At 52.7% G+C, this 17,499-nt stretch carries 13 protein-coding genes and 1 tRNA gene; 11 read left to right on the plus strand and 3 right to left on the minus strand.

Going from position 1 to position 17,499, the window contains the following annotated elements:
• The first annotated feature begins 189 nt into the window (after positions 1 to 189).
• Positions 190 to 1,358 (plus strand): IS3 family transposase gene (locus QFI97_RS02185; RefSeq protein ID WP_346430501.1). Its coding sequence is split into 2 segments (ribosomal slippage): positions 190 to 439 and positions 439 to 1,358, totalling 1,170 coding nucleotides; the frame shifts between segments, so codons are not numbered across the junction.
• A gap of 45 nt (positions 1,359 to 1,403) precedes the next feature.
• Here the strand turns inward: QFI97_RS02185 and QFI97_RS02190 are convergent.
• Positions 1,404 to 1,919, minus strand: coding sequence for a hypothetical protein (locus QFI97_RS02190; RefSeq protein ID WP_000416975.1), 516 nt, complete (start codon positions 1,917 to 1,919; stop codon positions 1,404 to 1,406).
• Positions 1,920 to 2,260: 341 nt separating this feature from the next.
• On the opposite strand from QFI97_RS02190, the gene QFI97_RS02195 reads away from it, so the two are divergent.
• The 4 genes from QFI97_RS02195 (at position 2,261) to QFI97_RS02210 (ending at position 9,834) form a co-directional block, all read left to right on the plus strand.
• A complete protein-coding gene (locus QFI97_RS02195) occupies positions 2,261 to 3,178 on the plus strand; it encodes a WYL domain-containing protein (RefSeq protein ID WP_261145935.1) in 918 nt (305 codons plus the stop codon).
• 677 nt (positions 3,179 to 3,855) lie between these two features.
• Complete coding sequence (locus QFI97_RS02200) at positions 3,856 to 6,954, plus strand: type I restriction endonuclease subunit R (RefSeq protein ID WP_346430502.1); 3,099 nt, start codon at positions 3,856 to 3,858, stop codon at positions 6,952 to 6,954.
• Entirely contained in the window at positions 6,948 to 8,585 is a 1,638-nt protein-coding gene (locus QFI97_RS02205) for an HsdM family class I SAM-dependent methyltransferase (protein WP_346430503.1), read from the plus strand. The genes QFI97_RS02200 and QFI97_RS02205 overlap by 7 nt, the downstream gene beginning before the upstream one ends.
• The gene (locus QFI97_RS02210) at positions 8,575 to 9,834 is read left to right on the plus strand and encodes a restriction endonuclease subunit S (RefSeq protein ID WP_346430504.1); all 1,260 of its coding nucleotides are present in this window, start codon (positions 8,575 to 8,577) and stop codon (positions 9,832 to 9,834) included. Before QFI97_RS02205 ends, QFI97_RS02210 begins: the two co-directional genes overlap by 11 nt.
• Positions 9,835 to 10,140: 306 nt before the next feature.
• Here QFI97_RS02210 and QFI97_RS02215 read toward each other — a convergent pair whose 3' ends face one another.
• Positions 10,141 to 11,406 carry a tyrosine-type recombinase/integrase gene (locus tag QFI97_RS02215; protein WP_346430505.1) on the minus strand — a complete coding sequence of 422 codons (1,266 nt, stop codon included), beginning with the start codon at positions 11,404 to 11,406 and terminating at the stop codon, positions 10,141 to 10,143.
• A 198-nt stretch (positions 11,407 to 11,604) separates the two neighbouring features.
• Positions 11,605 to 11,689, minus strand: a tRNA-Leu gene (locus tag QFI97_RS02220).
• A gap of 281 nt (positions 11,690 to 11,970) precedes the next feature.
• Here QFI97_RS02220 and QFI97_RS02225 point away from each other — a divergent pair.
• The 6 genes from QFI97_RS02225 to gpdQ all read left to right on the plus strand — a co-directional run bounded on the left by QFI97_RS02225 (position 11,971) and on the right by gpdQ (position 17,499).
• Positions 11,971 to 12,984 (plus strand): HNH endonuclease, encoded by a 1,014-nt coding sequence (locus QFI97_RS02225; protein ID WP_346430506.1) that lies wholly within the window; start codon positions 11,971 to 11,973, stop codon positions 12,982 to 12,984.
• Positions 12,984 to 13,562, plus strand: coding sequence for a class I SAM-dependent methyltransferase (locus QFI97_RS02230; protein WP_095104226.1), 579 nt, complete (start codon positions 12,984 to 12,986; stop codon positions 13,560 to 13,562). The genes QFI97_RS02225 and QFI97_RS02230 overlap by 1 nt, the downstream gene beginning before the upstream one ends.
• 144 nt (positions 13,563 to 13,706) lie before the next feature.
• Entirely contained in the window at positions 13,707 to 14,726 is a 1,020-nt protein-coding gene (gene ahr / locus QFI97_RS02235; protein ID WP_346430507.1) for an NADPH-dependent aldehyde reductase Ahr, read from the plus strand.
• 188 nt (positions 14,727 to 14,914) lie between these two features.
• A complete protein-coding gene (locus tag QFI97_RS02240; RefSeq protein ID WP_095104229.1) occupies positions 14,915 to 15,787 on the plus strand; it encodes a carbohydrate ABC transporter permease in 873 nt (290 codons plus the stop codon).
• On the plus strand, positions 15,777 to 16,664 hold the full coding sequence (locus QFI97_RS02245) for a carbohydrate ABC transporter permease (RefSeq protein WP_095104230.1): 888 nt from the start codon (positions 15,777 to 15,779) through the stop codon (positions 16,662 to 16,664). Before QFI97_RS02240 ends, QFI97_RS02245 begins: the two co-directional genes overlap by 11 nt.
• A gap of 10 nt (positions 16,665 to 16,674) precedes the next feature.
• A complete protein-coding gene (gpdQ, locus tag QFI97_RS02250) occupies positions 16,675 to 17,499 on the plus strand; it encodes a glycerophosphodiester phosphodiesterase GpdQ (RefSeq protein WP_346430508.1) in 825 nt (274 codons plus the stop codon).

Consider the following 17,499-nt stretch of genomic DNA (forward strand, 5'->3'; position numbering starts at 1 on the left):
TTTTAGCGGTAGTATATGGGTTATGGCAAATAGTGAAATTTATCAGGACATGTGGATTTTCTCCTTATTTTCTGATCAACTTCATAGTTATTAAATAAATAACAGTGGTGATAATAATGTAGTGGTTTACTGAATTTGGCCACCTGAACAGAGGTGATATGCTCACCTCAGAACATTACAGGTGCCTCAATGAAAAAAAGAAATTTCAGTGCAGAGTTTAAACGCGAATCCGCTCAACTGGTCCTTGATCAGAACTACACCGTTTCAGCTGCGGCCAGTGCTATGGACGTGGGGCTTTCTACCATGACGCGATGGGTAAAGCAGTTGCGGGATGAACGACAGGGCAAAATACCTAAAGCCTCCCCTATAACCCCGGAACAGATTGAAATACGTGAGCTAAAGAAAAAGCTACAACGCATTGAAATGGAAAACGACATATTAAAAAAGGCTACCGCGCTCTTGATGTCAGACTCCCTGAACAGTTCTCGTTAATCGGGAAACTCAGAGCGCAGTATCCTGTGGTCACCCTCTGCCACGTATTCGGAGTTCATCGCAGTAGCTACAAATACTGGGAAAAAAGCTCCGAAAAGCCAGACGGTTGGCGAGCTATGTTACGCAGTCAGGTTCGAGAGCTGCATATCATCAGCCATGGCTCTGCTGGCGCAAGAAGTATCGCCATTATGGCAACCCTGAGAGGCTTTAGAATGGGACGCTGGCTTGCCGGCCGGCTCATGAAAGAACTGGGGCTGGTGAGTTGTCAGCAGCCTACCCACCGGTATAAACGTGGTGGTCATGAACACATCGCTATCCCGAATCGCCTTGAGCGACAGTTCGCAGTGACTGAACCTAACCAGGTGTGGTGCGGCGATGTGACGTACATCTGGACAGGCAAGCGTTGGGCTTACCTTGCTGTTGTTCTCGATCTGTTCGCAAGGAAACCTGTGGGCTGGGCAATGTCATTCTCACCGGACAGCAATCTGACTATCAAAGCGCTGCAAATGGCGTGGGAAGCTCGCGGTAAACCAGCCGGAGTGATGTTCCACAGTGACCAGGGCAGCCACTATACAAGCAGGCAGTTCCGGCAGTTACTGTGGCGTTGCCGGATCAGGCAGAGTATGAGTCGACGTGGAAACTGTTGGGACAACAGCCCGATGGAGCGCTTCTTCAGAAGTCTTAAAAACGAGTGGGTGCCAGTGGCAGGTTATATAAACTTTAGCGAAGCTGCTCATGCGATCACAGACTATATCGTCGGGTATTACAGCTCGCTAAGGCCGCATGACTATAACGGTGGGTTACCCCCAAACGAATCGGAAAATCGATACTGGAAAAACTCTAAAGCGGTGGCCAGTTTTAGTTGACCACTACAAGTTAGTGTAAAAAGGGGCAAACAGCCCCTAACACGATTAACATGCACTCATCCCATCAGGAGGCATCTTAGGGTTGGCTGCAGCTTGGTTTACTAATTTAAGTATCGCTTCCTTGCCAAACTCCTTGCATAGACGAGCAATGTCCCTTTGTGCATGTGAACGTTTATGTTGCGCGTGTAACCTTGCGCATTTCCTCATAATCTCCTCCGGTTCGGATTTCAGAGAATGAAGATCCTCTTTACTGATGAAAAAAACCGCCTGATTGGTGATTCCACCAACATCAGAGCCCGTTGAAACGGAATTTGTTGAGACAGGGAGATTCTTCAGCTTCAAGGAGTGAATGACCGCAGATGCTCGTTTAACGCTAAAATCGGCATTAATTTCATACCCTGCAGTTGTGATCGTTTTTCCATCACATAAGGCTGCAAATACGCACAGGCTTGATTTTTGCAAACGCTTTATCACGTCAAGCATGATGAAATTGCCTGAAAAATAAGCATTGAGCTTGTGCCGCGCAATTTCGGGTGAATACTGGTCGGTTACTTTTTCCATCTGTTACTCCAAATCGGTTTATTGGTACCGTTACTGGAGCCACGCTTGTCGATTACGTTGTGAATAACGTATACTCGAAATGCGATTAGCAGGGCTCAAGTGGCGGATTATTCCTCCGCAGAGGTTTTGTTTTTCTGGTGAAGGTTGTCTGCAAACAACCTTCACCATCCCTTTCAGAAGAAATACTCATACAGAACAATTGTTCTATCCAAATATTCCTCCAGAACGATACTGCTGATGATCAATTTATCAACAGGTGTCAATCCTAACTCATTGCAAGCAGTAGATCAACATGTAATAATGGACAGTATACTTAATGTATCATCTATCGGAGTGTTACGATGACAGAATTTCATGACGTTCATTTGGAACTGCTTGTTGAAGCCTATTCGCTTCCTCAGGCAGAGCGACTGGCGTACATCGATTTGTGTATACGCTACCTCGGCAGCATATCCAGGGCCGAAATTATGGCTGAGTTCAAAGTTGCACAGGCTGCAGCCTCAAAAGATCTTGCTTTATATCGGGAACTCAAGCCAGGTAACTGTAGTATTGATACGGCAACCAAAAGGACGATTATTTCTCATGGTACCTATACTCCATTGGTGCAGATTAGTGTTCATACGGCGCTGAATCTGATCCAGTATGGTTTCTCTCGTTCGGAGCTGATGCAAAAACGTCCGATGCTGCCGATTGATGAGATAGACCCGCTTTATCTACCCGAGCGTTTGAAGGAAGAACAGGTCTATGTTGTCACCAGGGCAATAAAAGGCCGCTATGCGATCAAATGCACATATGGCTCAGAAAGTGGCGAGCATGGCAAACGGATACTATTTCCATCAGCATTATTTGTAGATCGGAAAAACTGGTACTTCAGAGCTTATGATCGAAACGATTCGGATCCAAAACTGAGTGGGTTTAAAAACTTTAAGTTATCGAGAATTTTTGATGTTGAGCAAGAGGAATCGATACTGCCGACGGTTGCAGAGTTGACGGACAGAGAATGGAATGAGGAGGTTACCTTTATCATTGCATTCAAAAAGGATCTTCGACCTGAGATTGTAGATAAAATCTCCCGCGAGTTTTCGATCAGCGGTAATGTACATTCTGTTACATGTCGCGCTGCTTTGGCCTGGTACGTAAAGACCAACTGGAAAATAGATCTGACTGGAAATAACAATAATGGTTGGTTGTACTTTGATATCCTGAATAAAGAAGCTTTACAAGAAGTTAAATGCCTGGAGAAGTTGTTTGAAGAGTAATATTTTCAGTCACTGCTCTTCCAAACTGGAGTTTGGTTGCGGATGGGCAAGTTATTGCGTCAACATTCGCTATCTACTGTCTTACGCTAGGTGTGGTTCGGGAGACGTCACATGTTGATGATGCATAGTAGCTGAGACTGATAACGATTCAGCTTGCCCGCTAGTGAGTAGATGTACAGGCTCTGTACTGCCTGAGCATCCTAAATTACTGATCCACTACAACCCGTATTTGCAGGTTGAGCGACCTTTGTGGATGGTTTCACCGAACTAAAGGTTCGTGCCATGCAGAGCTTTAGTCTGCGCTATCTGTGACTTCACCAGTTATCTGAGTGAATTGTGCAGAACCAGAACCGGCTACCGTTCTTCTGCCTTAGCGGCGTATTCTGGCCTGACATGGGCGTTGATTCCTAGCGAACCGCCGATCGACGTTCCAAGCGAAAACATGATCGACCAGAGCTGGATACGCAACTTTGCCACCATTCTTGATTTTCACGAAAAATTTCAGAGTCTGGCACGGCGGTTATCATTTTCAGTAAAGCGCGACAAATGTACTCCGGCAGTTAACAGAGAACGTGTAACATAGATATCAATTGAGCATACATTATACTGCCAGCCGTTCTAGGATTATGGGGCGCTGCATGGCCTGAGACGTGATAAAAATCAAAACAGGGTATACGATGAAATTCACCGAAGACACCCGGGTAAAAATCCCCGTCATCCTCCACCTGATACGGCTAGGCTACCGCTACCTGTCCCTGAAGGAACAACACTGGGACAAAGTAACCAATATCTTTCCTGACCTTTTCACCGCTGCAGTTGGCAGAATTAACCCCGGAATTGCGCCCGACGACATCGGGCGTCTGTTAAAAGACCTCACGCTGCTTCTCGACAACGACGACTTGGGCCGCGCCTTCTTCGAAAAACTCAGCGACCGTTCCGGCATCAAACTGATAGACTTCGATAACTTCAACAACAACAGCTTCCATGTCGTCACCGAACTAACCTGCGAAAACGGCGATGAAGAGTTCCGCCCGGACATCACGCTACTGATCAATGGCATGCCACTGATCTTTATCGAAGTAAAAAAACCCAACAACCGCGAAGGTATAGTCGCAGAACGCAACCGCATCAACGAACGCTTTAAGAACCCCAAATTCAAACGCTTCGCCAATATCACCCAGTTCATGATCTTCTCCAACAACATGGAGTATGACGACAGCGACCCGGAGCCGATTCAGGGGGCTTTCTACGCCAGCAGCTCTTACAGCAACCCGGTATTCAACTACTTTCGCGAAGAAGAACTCTTCAACCTGACGGCGTTACTGAAACCACTGCCAGAAGAAACCGAAATCGCCATCCTGAAAGACAACAACCTGGAAGTAATCCGCACCAACCCAGAATTTCAGACCAATAAAGATCACAACCGCCCGACCAACCGCCTCTGCACCGCGCTGTTAAGCCGAGATCGGCTGGCATTTATCCTGCGCTATGCACTGGTATACGTCGCCGAGTCGGGGGGCATCCAGAAACACATCATGCGCTACCCGCAGCTCTTCGCTACCAAAGCGATCGAACGTAAACTCAACGCTGGCGTAAAAAAAGGCATCATCTGGCACACTCAGGGCAGCGGAAAAACCGCGCTGGCTTATTACAACGTGCGCTTCCTGACCGATTACTTCCAAAATCAGCAGGTGATCCCAAAGTTCTACTTTATTGTTGATCGTCTGGATCTGCTCCAGCAGGCGCAGCGTGAATTTTCCGCCCGTGGCTTAATCGTTCACCTTATCGACTCCCGCGAAGCCTTCACCCGCGATATCAAAGCGACGCAGGCGCTGCACAACCACCACGGCAAAGCGGAAATCACCGTCGTCAATATCCAGAAATTCCGCGATGACCCGGACGTCGTCACCACCAAAGACTACGACATCAGCATCCAGCGCGTGTACTTCCTCGATGAAGTCCACCGAAGCTACAACCCTAAAGGGAGCTTCCTGGCGAACTTAAGCCAGTCGGATACCAACGCCATCAAAATTGGCCTGACCGGCACGCCGCTGCTGGGAACGGACTACAACTCCCGTGATATCTTCGGCGACTACATCCACAAATACTACTACAACGCCTCCATTGCCGATGGCTACACGCTGCGCCTGATCCGCGAAGAGATCGCCACCAACTACCGGATGATCCTGCAACAGGCGCTAAAAGAGGTGGAAGTCAGAATGGGCGATGTGGATCGCAAATTCATCTATGCCCATCCCAGCTTCGTCAAACCGATGCTGAACTACATCGTCACCGACTTTGCCAAAAGCCGGGGCGCGCTGAATGATGACACCATCGGCGGCATGGTGATTTGCGACAGCTCTGAACAGGCCAGACAGATGTTTGAGTTATTCAACACTGACTACGCCGAATCACCCACCGTCGCCGATGACGTCACCGACGAAATGCCGGTATTACAGGCCGCAGAACCCGCCGCCGTTTACCAGATCCACGCCAAAGAAACGCGGAAAATAAAACGCGCCGCCCTGATCCTGCACGACATCGGCAGCAAGCAGGAACGCAAAGAGTGGGTGGAGCAATTCAAGGCGGGCGAGATTGACCTGCTGTTCGTCTACAACATGCTGCTCACCGGCTTTGATGCCAAACGGCTGAAAAAACTCTACCTCGGACGGGTGATCAGAAAACACAACCTGCTCCAGGCGCTGACCCGCGTTAACCGTACGTACAACCACTTCCGCTATGGCTACGTGGTGGACTTCGCCGACATCCGCAAGGAATTTGACGCCACCAACAAAGCCTACTTTGAAGAGCTACAGGCCGAACTGGGCGACGAAATGGAGCACTACTCCCGCCTGTTCAAATCGGCGGAAGAAATCCGCGAAGAAATCGAACACATCAAAGACGTTCTGTTTACCTTCGACACGGAAAACGCGGAAATCTTCACTGACCAGATAAACCAGATCCAGGACAGGGAAACCGCGCTGGCGCTGAAAAACGCGCTCGCCGACGCCCGCAGCCTGTACAACCTCATCCGCCTCCAGGGCAACACTGAATTTCTTCAGGCGCTGGACTTCAACAAACTCAACATTCTTTACCGCGAAGCCAGCCGCCGCCTCGACTTACTCAACCTGAAAGCGGATCTGGAACAGGGCGTTGACCTCTCCGGCCTGCTGCACCGGGCGCTGGAAGAGGTGATCTTTGAATTCCATAAAGTGGGTGAAGAAGAGCTGGTACTGGCCGACGAACTGAAAGAAACGCTGCGACGTACCCGCGAGGCGCTGGCCGCAAATTTCGACCAACAGGATCCGCAGTTTGTCAGCCTGAAAGACGAACTGGAGCGCCTGTTCAAGAAAAAGAAGCTCAGCGAAGTCACGCAGGAAGAAATGGTTGCGAATATCGGCACACTCAATAAAATTCATGACCGCATCAAAGAGCTGAACCGCCAGAACAACCTGCTGCGCCAGAAATACCGGGGCGACGTGAAATACGCGCGTACCCACAAACGCCTGCGCGAGCGCGGCGGCCTGAGCGAACCAGAGCGTAAAATCTTCGAAGCACTGCTTGGCGTTAAGCTGGATGCGGATGAAAAAGTGCTGAACAACAGCCAGATACTGAACAATGAAAGCTACTTTGAGCGCCAGATTGTGTCATGTGTACTTGACCATTTTGAACAACAGCAGCACATCACCCTCAGTGCGAAAGCGGCTGGCGACATTAACCGCCTGATTGTGGCGGAATACCTGAACGAATTTAATACCGGAGCACGTACGTGGTAGAACTGGAATTTAGAGACAAAACCAAAACCCTGATCGACAGCCTGAAAAGCATCTGTGCGAACTACGGTCTGGGCAACGACGGTAACGAATTCAAAATCATCACGCAGGCATTCCTGTACAAATTCCTGAACGACAAATTCGCCTTTGAAGCCAAAAAGGTGGATAAAAGCATCGCCAGCGCCGAAAAATGGGAAGTCGTGCTTAATCAGATGGGGGAGGAACAGCGTGACAAGCTGCAGCTGAAGATGAGCGCCGACACCGCCCGTCTGAAACCGCATCACTTCATTCAGTATTTATACAACCGTCAAAATGAGGCTAATTTCTCCACCACCTTTGACGACACCCTGATGGACATCGCCGCCACCAACAACGACGTCTTCGCGGTCAAAACCGACGGCGGCGCGAAAGTGGTGCTGTTTGAACGCCTGAGCCAGTACATCGCCGACGAATCAAAGCGCGACGACTTCTGCCGCGCCATTATCAACAAACTGGCCGATTTCAGCTTTGAACGCATCTTCACGCAGAAATTCGACTTCTACGCCACCATCTTTGAATACCTGATCAAAGACTACAACAGCAACTCCGGCGGCAAATACGCGGAATACTACACTCCCCACGCCGTGGCGCGCATCATGGCGGAAATCCTGGTGCCGAAAGCGCAGCAGGGCGTGGTGCGTAACGTAAGCTGTTACGATCCGTCCGCCGGTTCCGGCACGCTGCTGATGAACGTGGCGCATGCCATCGGAGAAGATCGTTGCAGCATCTTTGCGCAGGATATCTCGCAGAAATCCTCCAGCCTGCTGCGCCTGAACCTGATCCTCAACAATCTGGTGCATTCGATCCCCAACGTTATCCAGGGCAACACCATTCTGCATCCGTTCCACAAGGACGGCAGCGCGCTGAAACGCTTTGACTACATCGTCTCCAACCCGCCGTTCAAGATGGATTTCAGCGATTTCCGCGACGATCTCGACAGCAAAGAAAACCAGCAACGTTTCTTTGCCGGGATACCGAAAATCAAAGCCAAAGCCAGGGACAAAATGGAAATTTATCAGTTGTTCCTGCAACACATCATTTTCTCGCTGAAACCGGGTGGTAAGGCGGCGGTGGTGGTGCCGACCGGGTTTATCACCGCGCAGTCGGGCATTGATAAAGGGATTCGCGAACACCTGGTGAAAAACAGGATGCTGGCGGGCGTGGTTTCCATGCCGTCGAATATCTTCGCCACCACCGGCACCAACGTGTCGATCCTGTTTATTGACGCCAGCAACAAAGAGAAAGTGGTGCTGATCGACGCCTCGAATTTAGGTGAAAAGGTCAAAGACGGTAAAAACCAGAAAACGGTACTGACCGAAGAAGAAGAGAAGCGCATCTGCGAAGTGTTCAACAATAAGTGGAGCGAAGAGGATTTCTCGGTAGTGGTCAGCTATGACGAGATCGCCGGGAAAAATTACTCTTTTAGCGCCGGACAGTATTTTGATGTAAAAATTGAATACACCGATATGACGCCGGAACAGTTTGCCGCAAAGATGAAAGGGTTTACGGAGAATCTGGAGGGTTTGTTTAGCCAGTCGCGCGAGCTGGAAGCGGAGATTAAGAAGCAGATGGCGGGGCTGAAGTATGAAGTATAATCAGTGGCCGAGGGTTAAAATAGCTGAATTATGTGAGCTTATTGTTGATTGTGTTAACAAAACCGCACCTAGTGTTGATTACGAAACTCCTTACAAGATGATTCGCACGCCAAATATTAAAGGTGGCCGAATTAATTTGACGGGATGTCGTTATGTTGAGAAAGAAACGTTTAAAAAATGGACTCGGCGTGCAACTGTTGACAAGGGCGATGTATTGTTAACTCGCGAAGCCCCGATGGGAGAAGTCGGCTATGTTGATTTTACGGACACTGTATTTCTTGGTCAAAGAATAATGCAGTATAGAGCTGATCCCCAAAAATTGGACTCAGCTTTTTTATTGTATTCATTTTTATCTCCGGATTTGCAATACCAATTTCGCAGACATGATAGCACTGGTTCAATTGTCAGTCATATTCGAGTACCTGATTGTTCTGAGTTTGAAATAAGCCTTCCGTCGTTGGATGAACAAAGAAAAATAGCCAGCACTCTCAGGAATATTGACGAAAAAATCGCCCTCAACAGTCACATCAACACCGAACTGGAGGCAATGGCGAAAACGCTGTACGACTACTGGTTTGTACAGTTTAATTTCCCTGATGCCAACGGAAAACCGTATAAAACTTCCGGCGGAAAGATGGAGTATAACACCACGCTGAAAAGGGAAATTCCGGCGGGTTGGAGTGTAACAAATATTGGTTCTATTACCAAAACTGTATTAGGTGGTACACCATCGACAGAAAATGATGATTATTGGAAAAATGCGAATATTCCCTGGCTTAGTTCCGCTGAAACAGCATCTTTTCCTGTTGTATCATCTGAACAGATGATAACTTCATCAGGAATTGAAAACTCTTCTGCAACTTTGTTATCTAAAGGGACAGTAGTTATTTCCATTGTTCGTTATATTCGCCCCTCAATATTAGGTATAGATGCCGCTACCAACCAGTCGGTTGTCGGAATAAGAGAAAGCGACATCTATAAGAGTTCTTTTATTTACCCTTACTTTTGCAGTGAAGTTCCTCGATTAATGAGTTTAAGAACAGGGGCGCAGCAACCTCATATTAATAAAGGTGTTATTGACGAAAGTCCAATAGCTTTACCTCCATCATCTACGCTTGTAGAATACTATAAGTTGGCTAATCCTGTTTTTGATAAAATTATGGCTGTCGCATTTCAAAACCATGAATTAGTTAGACTCCGTGACTGGCTCCTTCCCTTGCTTATGAACGGACAGGTCACAGTTAAATAATTCCCGGTGAGTTTTGCGAGGCACAATGCGGATCTGGATTGCGCCTCGCCCACCTTAACCAAAACCTTACCATCCATTACGGGTAGTGATATCCCTCACATTTACCAGTATTAATTATTACTACACCCAACTACCTATAACCATCATCAAAGATCTTACTTTTCACTATGATTAGACAGTCAATTCGGTTCAGTAAATCGTCAGAATATACATCATTATGAATATTCTGGCGATTTAGAGTATGTTTGTTGCCCTTTGGGGCTGAGTCTTTTTTAACTGAATATTGATGAAGTGGTTCGTTCCAACTTATCTCAATGGATTGTTAATTTTAGCATAGTCAAAGGGAGAGATAACTTCTTGCATATTGGCATCCAGATAATCCGCCCACCACTGCAGCATCAACCTCCTCTCCCCCAGATGCTCCGCCTTATGGATATAAGCCGCACGCACAGAACTACGCTCCTGATGGCTCATCTGCCGCTCCACTCCATCTCTCGACCACAATCCTGATTCAATAAGTGAACTACAGGCCATCGTCCTGAAACCATGCCCACAGACTTCCTTTTTGGTGTCATAGCCCATAACTCGCAAAGCCTTGTTCACCGTATTCTCACTCATCGGCTTATGCGGATCGTGATCGCCCACAAAAATCAGCTCTCGATTTCCATTCATGTTTTTGATCTTTTCCAAAATAGCTAAAGCTTGTCGCGACAAGGGAACAAGATGAGGCGTCCGCATCTTCGAACCACGTTGAGAGTGTTTAACACCTTCCAGAGGTTCACGTTCGCCTGGTATCGTCCACATAGCTTTTTCAAAATCCACTTCTGTCCAGCGTGCAAAACGAAGCTCGCTTGAACGAATGAAAACCAACAAGGTGAGTTCAACCGCCAGTCGAGTTAACGGCCTGCCAGAATAGTGATCGATGCGGTGAAGTAATTCAGGGATACGATTGAGTTCCAGAGCAGCGCGATGCTGTCTTTTCGCTGTAGCAACGGCACCGGCTATCTCTTGTGCGGGGTTGTAGTCGATTAAGCCGCTCTGCACAGCAAAGCGCATAATCGCGGTAGTACGCTGCTGTAAACGAGCAGCGACTTCAAGACGCCCGGAGGACTCGACGGCTTTGATGGGTACAAGCAGATCCCGAGTCTTCAGTTCCGCAATGTTCCGCGTACCAATGGCAGCAAAGAGATTATCTTCGAGACTTTTTAATACACGAGCGCTATGCGATGTCGACCACTTTTGATTGCTGGCATGCCAGTCTCTGGCGACCACTTCAAACGTTATCGCCTCTTGCTCCTGCTCTACCTTAACGGCTTTCTTGTTTTCACTGGGATCGACGCCATTAGCTAACAGCTTACGGGCTTCATCCCGGCGCGCCCTGGCATCTGCCAGCGAAACCTCAGGGTATTTCCCAAGCGCCAGCATCTTCTCTTTACCACCGAAGCGATAACGTAGCCGCCAGTATTTGGAGCCATTAGGGTGAACCAGCAAAACCATACCTTCGCTGTCAGTAAGTTTATAGGCTTTTGCTTCCGGCTTAGCCGAACGAACCTTCACATCACTCAGAGCCATGATGAGTATCCTTTCAAGGGTTCTGTGTGGGTACAAACATTATCGAACCGGGATATACCCGCAGTTGTACCCGCATCAGTAAGTTGATGTAGATTGAATCAGGTTGACTTAGGTTGAGTGAAAAAGCGAGGGAAGCCTTGCGGATACTGGATTTCAGGCACAAAAAAAGACGTCCGTTGACGTCTATTGATGTTCCGATGGTGCCGAAGGCCGGACTCGAACCGGCACGTATTTCTACGGTTGATTTTGAATCAACTGCGTCTACCGATTTCGCCACTCCGGCACAGAAGGGATACGGAAACGTTGTGGATTATACCTGTCGTTGGCTGCCATGCAAGCAACAGCGTATGCCGGCTACGCTAAGTGTCGAAAAAAACAGCGCAACCTGCCTTTTGCCGCGCTAACCCGCGCGCTCCCCTGCTCTCTCAGGCATTTATCTCCGAACCCGCTCGCAAAAACCTGCAAACGCTTCAGGGCGGTTTACATTTCCAGCCATTTGTTATCAGATCCTGTTATTGGTTCGCGTAATAACGCCGATACTTTCCCAATAACAGGGTGCCCGCTATGCGTTTCTATCAGATCGAACCCACGCTGGAGAACTACTGGCGCGGCATTATTCTGTTTGGCAAGAACGTCGCCTCCTATAAGTTCGCGCTGGCCCACGCCCTGTACGACGTCCGCCGCGACGGCAGCGATCTGATCCTGCTCGAAGACCTGGCGCTGCCCTTCAGCCAGCATCTGTGCCGCCATCTGCAGCAGGCGCCGAAACAGATCACCTCCGCCAGAAGCCAGTTCCTTAATACCTGCGACAGCTTTAACCGCCGGGAGATAAGCCAGGATCGGCTCACCGCCGCCACGGTGAAGCTCGGCTTTAGCGTGGTGCTGGATAAGTTTCATAACGTCAATCAGGGCGAAATCGATAAGCGCTTTTTTATCGACGAGCGCAAGACGCACAAGGGCATCCGCCTGACCGACAGCTTTTACCGGCTGACCGAGCGCCAGCAGTACCCGAACCTGCTCCATGAAACCGAGGCCCGCTGGCGGCTGGTCGAGCAGGCGTGGGCGATGAACGTCTCCCGCAGCCTGATCGCCATCGAGTACGATGCGGCCGAACAGCAGCTGTTCAGCGCCAGCAGCGCCCGTCGGGTAGCCATCTCCAGCTGTCGCGACAGCCTCAACGGCTACCAAAAAGGACGATGCTTCTACTGCTACACGCCGGTTAGCCTCGATAGCGGCGACGAGAACCTGGCCGACGTCGACCACTTTATCCCGTGGAGCGCTCGTCATGAGGTGGGCAATATCAACGGCGTCTGGAATCTGGTCCTCGCCTGCCGGAGCTGCAACCGCGGCGAACGGGGCAAGTTTATGCGGGTGCCGTCGCAAAAATTACTCTACCGGTTGCGCGACAGGAACGAATATTTTATTACCAGCCACCTGCCGCTGCGCGAAACGCTCATCCGTCAGACCGGTAGCACGCCGGCGCGCAGGCATGATTTTTTAAACAACGCCTGGAATACCGCGCGTATTACCCTGCTTCATGAATGGGAGCCCCAGGCCGCCGGGCCGGATATCTTCTGATGACCATCAACTATTACCAACACAACGCCGACAGCTTTTTTACCGCCACCGTCGCTGTCGATATGTCCTCCCTGTACGCCCCCTTCGTTGAGGCGCTAACTCCGCCGGAGCTGATCCTCGATGCCGGCTGCGGTTCCGGGCGCGATGCGAAAGCTTTCGCCGAGATGGGCTATCGGGTCGAAGCCTTTGACGCCTCCTCGGAGATGGTGGCGCGGGCGGCGCGCTACAGCGGGCTGCCGGTCCGCCAGCGCAGCTTTACCGACATCAGCGAAACCGCACGCTACGATGGGATCTGGTGCTGCGCATCGCTGCTGCACGTTCCTGAAGATGAGCTTCCCGGCGTGATGCAGCGGCTGGCGACGGCGCTCAAACCCGGCGGCGTCTGGTACGTCTCGTTTAAATACGGTGCCGGCGAGCGCGAAAAGGAGGGACGACGCTTTACCGACCTCGATGAAGCGGGCCTCAAGACGCTGGTCGCCGCTCTGGCGGATATCGACATCACGCGGATGTGGCAAACCCTGGATAAGCGCCCGGACCGCAGCGAAACCTGGCTGAATGCGCTGCTGTTGAAGGCCTGAATCTGGGCTCCGTTCCCCTCGCCGCCGGGGGAACCTTAGCCGCTCTTCGTTTCTCGCCCCTCCCCACACCTCCTTCTGCCAGGCGTCGCCACCCCCAATGCTCTACACTTCCTTCTTATCTATGCCAAAACCAAGGAAACCGTCATGAGCATAATTAAAAGCTACGCCGCCAAAGAAGCGGGCGCCGATCTGTCGCTATGGGAATACGACGCCGGCGAACTCCGGCCGGAAGATGTTGAGGTCCAGGTGGAGTACTGCGGCATCTGCCACTCGGACCTGTCGATGATCGACAACGAATGGGGCATGTCGAGCTACCCGCTGGTTGCCGGCCATGAAATCATTGGTCGCGTAGCGGCGCTGGGCAGCGCGGCGCAGGAGAAAGGGCTGAAGGTTGGTCAGAAGGTCGGCATCGGCTGGACGGCGCGCAGCTGCGGGCACTGCGACGCCTGTATCAGCGGCAACCAGATCAACTGTCTGGAAGGCTCGGTGCCGACCATCATCAACCGCGGCGGCTTTGCCGATAAGCTGCACGCCGACTGGCAGTGGGTGATCCCCCTGCCGGAAAGCATCGATATCGCATCCGCCGGCCCGATGCTCTGCGGCGGCATCACCGTCTTTAAACCGCTGCTGATGCATCGCGTCACCGCCACCAGCCGCGTCGGCGTCATCGGCATCGGCGGCCTCGGCCACATCGCCATCAAGCTGCTGCGCGCGATGGGCGCGGAAGTCACCGCCTTCAGCTCCAACCCGGCGAAAGAGCAGGAAGTGCTGGCGATGGGCGCCGATCGCGTGGTCAACAGCCGCGATCCTGAAGCCTTAAAAGCGCTGGCCGGCCAGTTCGACCTGATCATCAACACCGTGGCGGTGGATCTCGAATGGCAGCCGTACTTCGAAGCTCTCTCCTGGGGCGGCAACTTCCACACCGTCGGCGCGGTGATGAAGCCGTTCCCGGTTCCCGCCTTCACCCTGATTGGCGGCGACCGCAGCATCTCCGGTTCGGCGACCGGCAACCCGTCCGAGCTGCGCAAGCTGATGAAGTTCGCCGGGCGCAGCAAAGTGGCGCCGACCACCGAGCTGTTCCCGATGTCGCAAATCAACGAGGCGCTCAAGCACGTGCGCGAAGGCAAGGCGCGCTATCGGGTGGTGCTGAAAGCCGACTTCTGACGATCTCCGCCGCGCTCAGGCCGCATGCGCGCGGCCTGAGCGCCAATGATTCAATATATCCGCCGGGCGGCCCGTCCGCCCGGCAGCTGCGCCTCCGGTCATTAAATAGTCATCTTCCCGCCATACTTTTGCAGTCAAAGCTTCTCACAATCCGTGCTTCGACAATGCCTGATTGAGACGTCGCCGTTATGAGAAAAAGCTGGCTCCCCTGGCTGATACTGTCACCTTCGCTGCTGTTTTTGCTGCTGTTTACCTGGTTCCCGCTGGGGCGCTCGGTCTACGACAGCCTGTTCGATACCCGGATGGTCAGCGACGGCGCGCAGTTCGTCGGCCTCGATAACTTCACCCGCCTGTTCGCCGACGGCGTCTTCTGGCAATCGCTGGTCAATAACCTGCTCTATATCCTGCTGACGGTGGTGCCGGGCGTGACCCTCGCCCTGCTGCTGGCCGTCGCGCTGAGCGAAAACCATCGCGTCAACCGCTGGCTGCGCACCGCCTTCTTCTTCCCGATGATTATCCCGATGGTCAGCGCCGCCGCGCTGTGGCTGTTTATCTTTATGCCCGGCCTCGGCCTGCTCGACCACTATCTGGCGAAGATCGTCGGCCCGATGAACAACAACTGGCTGGGGCGCAGCAACACCGCCCTGCTGGCGCTGGCGCTGATTGGGGTGTGGAAGTTTGCCGGCTACTACATGCTGTTTTTCCTCGCCGGCCTGCAGAGTATCCCGGCCTCGACCCGCGAAGCGGCGATTATGGAAGGCGCCACCCGCAGCCAGGTGTTCTTTAAGGTCACCCTGCCGCTGCTGCGCCCGACCCTGAGCTTCGTCATCACCACGGCGCTGATCTACTCCATCACTCAAATTGACCACGTGGCGGTGATGACCCGCGGCGGGCCGGACAACGCCACCACCGTGCTGCTCTACTACATCCAGAACCTGGCGTGGGATACCCACGACCTCGGCAAAGCCTCCGCCGCCACCTTCCTGACGCTGGCCGGGCTGTTCGCCTTCTCGCTGCTTAACCTCAAACTGCTGGAAAAAGGAGCCCACCATGAGCGCTGAAATTTCGCCGCTGGCCGTGCGCTCGTCGGGCGCCTCGCGTCCGCTGTGGCTGCGCCTGCGTCGTTCGCAGCCCTTTACCCTCAGCGTGCTGATGTGCTGCCTGGCGCTGCTGTGGGTGAGCCCGTTTATCTGGATGCTGGCGACCTCGTTCAGCGCCACCACCTTCGGCGAAGATATGGCCTCGCTGCTGCCCAGGCTGCCGCTGACCCTCGATAACTTCCGCGACGCCTGGGCCAGCGCCGACTGGCCGAGCCTCTACGCCAACACCATTATCTTCACCTTCGGCACCTTCTGCGTGCAGCTGCTGACCATCACCACCGCCGGCTACGTCTTCGCCTGCCACGAGTTCCGCGGCAAGCAGACCCTGTTCCTGCTGTTCCTGGTGCAGCTGATGATCATGCCGGTGGTGATGATGGTGCCGAACATGCTGACCCTCAAAACTTTCGGCCTGCTCAATACCCTGACCGGGGTGATGATGCCCTACTTCACCTCGGCCTTCGGCGTGTTCCTGATGCGCCAGGCGTTCCTCGCCATCCCCAAAGAGCTGGAGGAAGCCGCTCTGATGGAGGGCTGCCGCTGGTGGCAGGTGCTGTTCCGCGTGCTGCTGCCGATGTCCTGGCCGTCGGTGCTGGCCTTCGCCACCGTCAGCATTACCTACCACTGGAACGAATACCTGTGGCCGCTGATGATGCTCAACGATCCCGATAAGCAGGTGCTGACCGTGGGGCTGGTCTCCTTCGCCATGGGCGCCGAATCCGGCGGCCAGTGGGGCACCATCGGCGCCGGGACGCTGATGGTCTGCCTGCCGCTGATGCTGGCGTTCATTCTTTTCCAGAAACAGTTCCTGCGAAGCTTCGGCTTCTCCGGGATCAAATAAGGAGTTATTGATGCTGTTAGCGCAAATTTCCGATACGCACTTCCGCAGCCACGGCCAGAAGCTGTACGGCTTTATCGACGTTAATGCCGCCAACGCCGACGTGGTCTCCCAGCTCAACGCCCTGCAGGAGCGTCCGGACGCGGTGGTGGTCAGCGGCGATATCGTCAACTGCGGCCGCCCGGAGGAGTACGAGGCGGCCCGCCAGATCCTCGGCGGCCTGAACTACCCGCTGTATCTGATCCCCGGCAACCACGACGATAAAGAGCTGTTTCTGGAATACCTGCATCCGCTGTGCCCGCAGCTCGGCAGCGATCCGCAGAACATGCACTACGCGGTGGACGATTTTGCCACCCGCCTGCTGTTTATCGACTCCAGCCGCGCCGGCACCTCCAGCGGCTGGCTGACGGACGAGACCATTAAATGGCTGGAAGCGCAGCTGTTCGACGGCGGCGATAAGCCCGCCACGGTATTTATGCATCACCCGCCGCTGCCGCTGGGCAACGCCCAGATGGACCCCATCGCCTGTGAAAACGGCTATCGCCTGCTGGCGCTGGTGGAGCGCTTCCCGTCGCTGACGCGCATTTTCTGCGGCCACAACCACAGCCTGACCCTGACCCAGCACCGCCAGGCGATTATCTCCACCGTGCCGGGAACCGTGCATCAGGTGCCCTATTTCCACGAAGATACCCGCCCGTACTACGACATGTCGCCGGCCTCCTGCCTGATGCATCGCCAGGTAGGCGAGCAGTGGGTGAGCTACCAGCACTCGCTGGCACACTATGCCGGGCCGTGGCTGTATGACGAAAACATCAGCTGTCCGACGCAAGAGCGCTAA

This window comes from Klebsiella scottii (assembly GCF_036561945.1).
Taxonomy (GTDB): domain Bacteria; phylum Pseudomonadota; class Gammaproteobacteria; order Enterobacterales; family Enterobacteriaceae; genus Klebsiella; species Klebsiella scottii.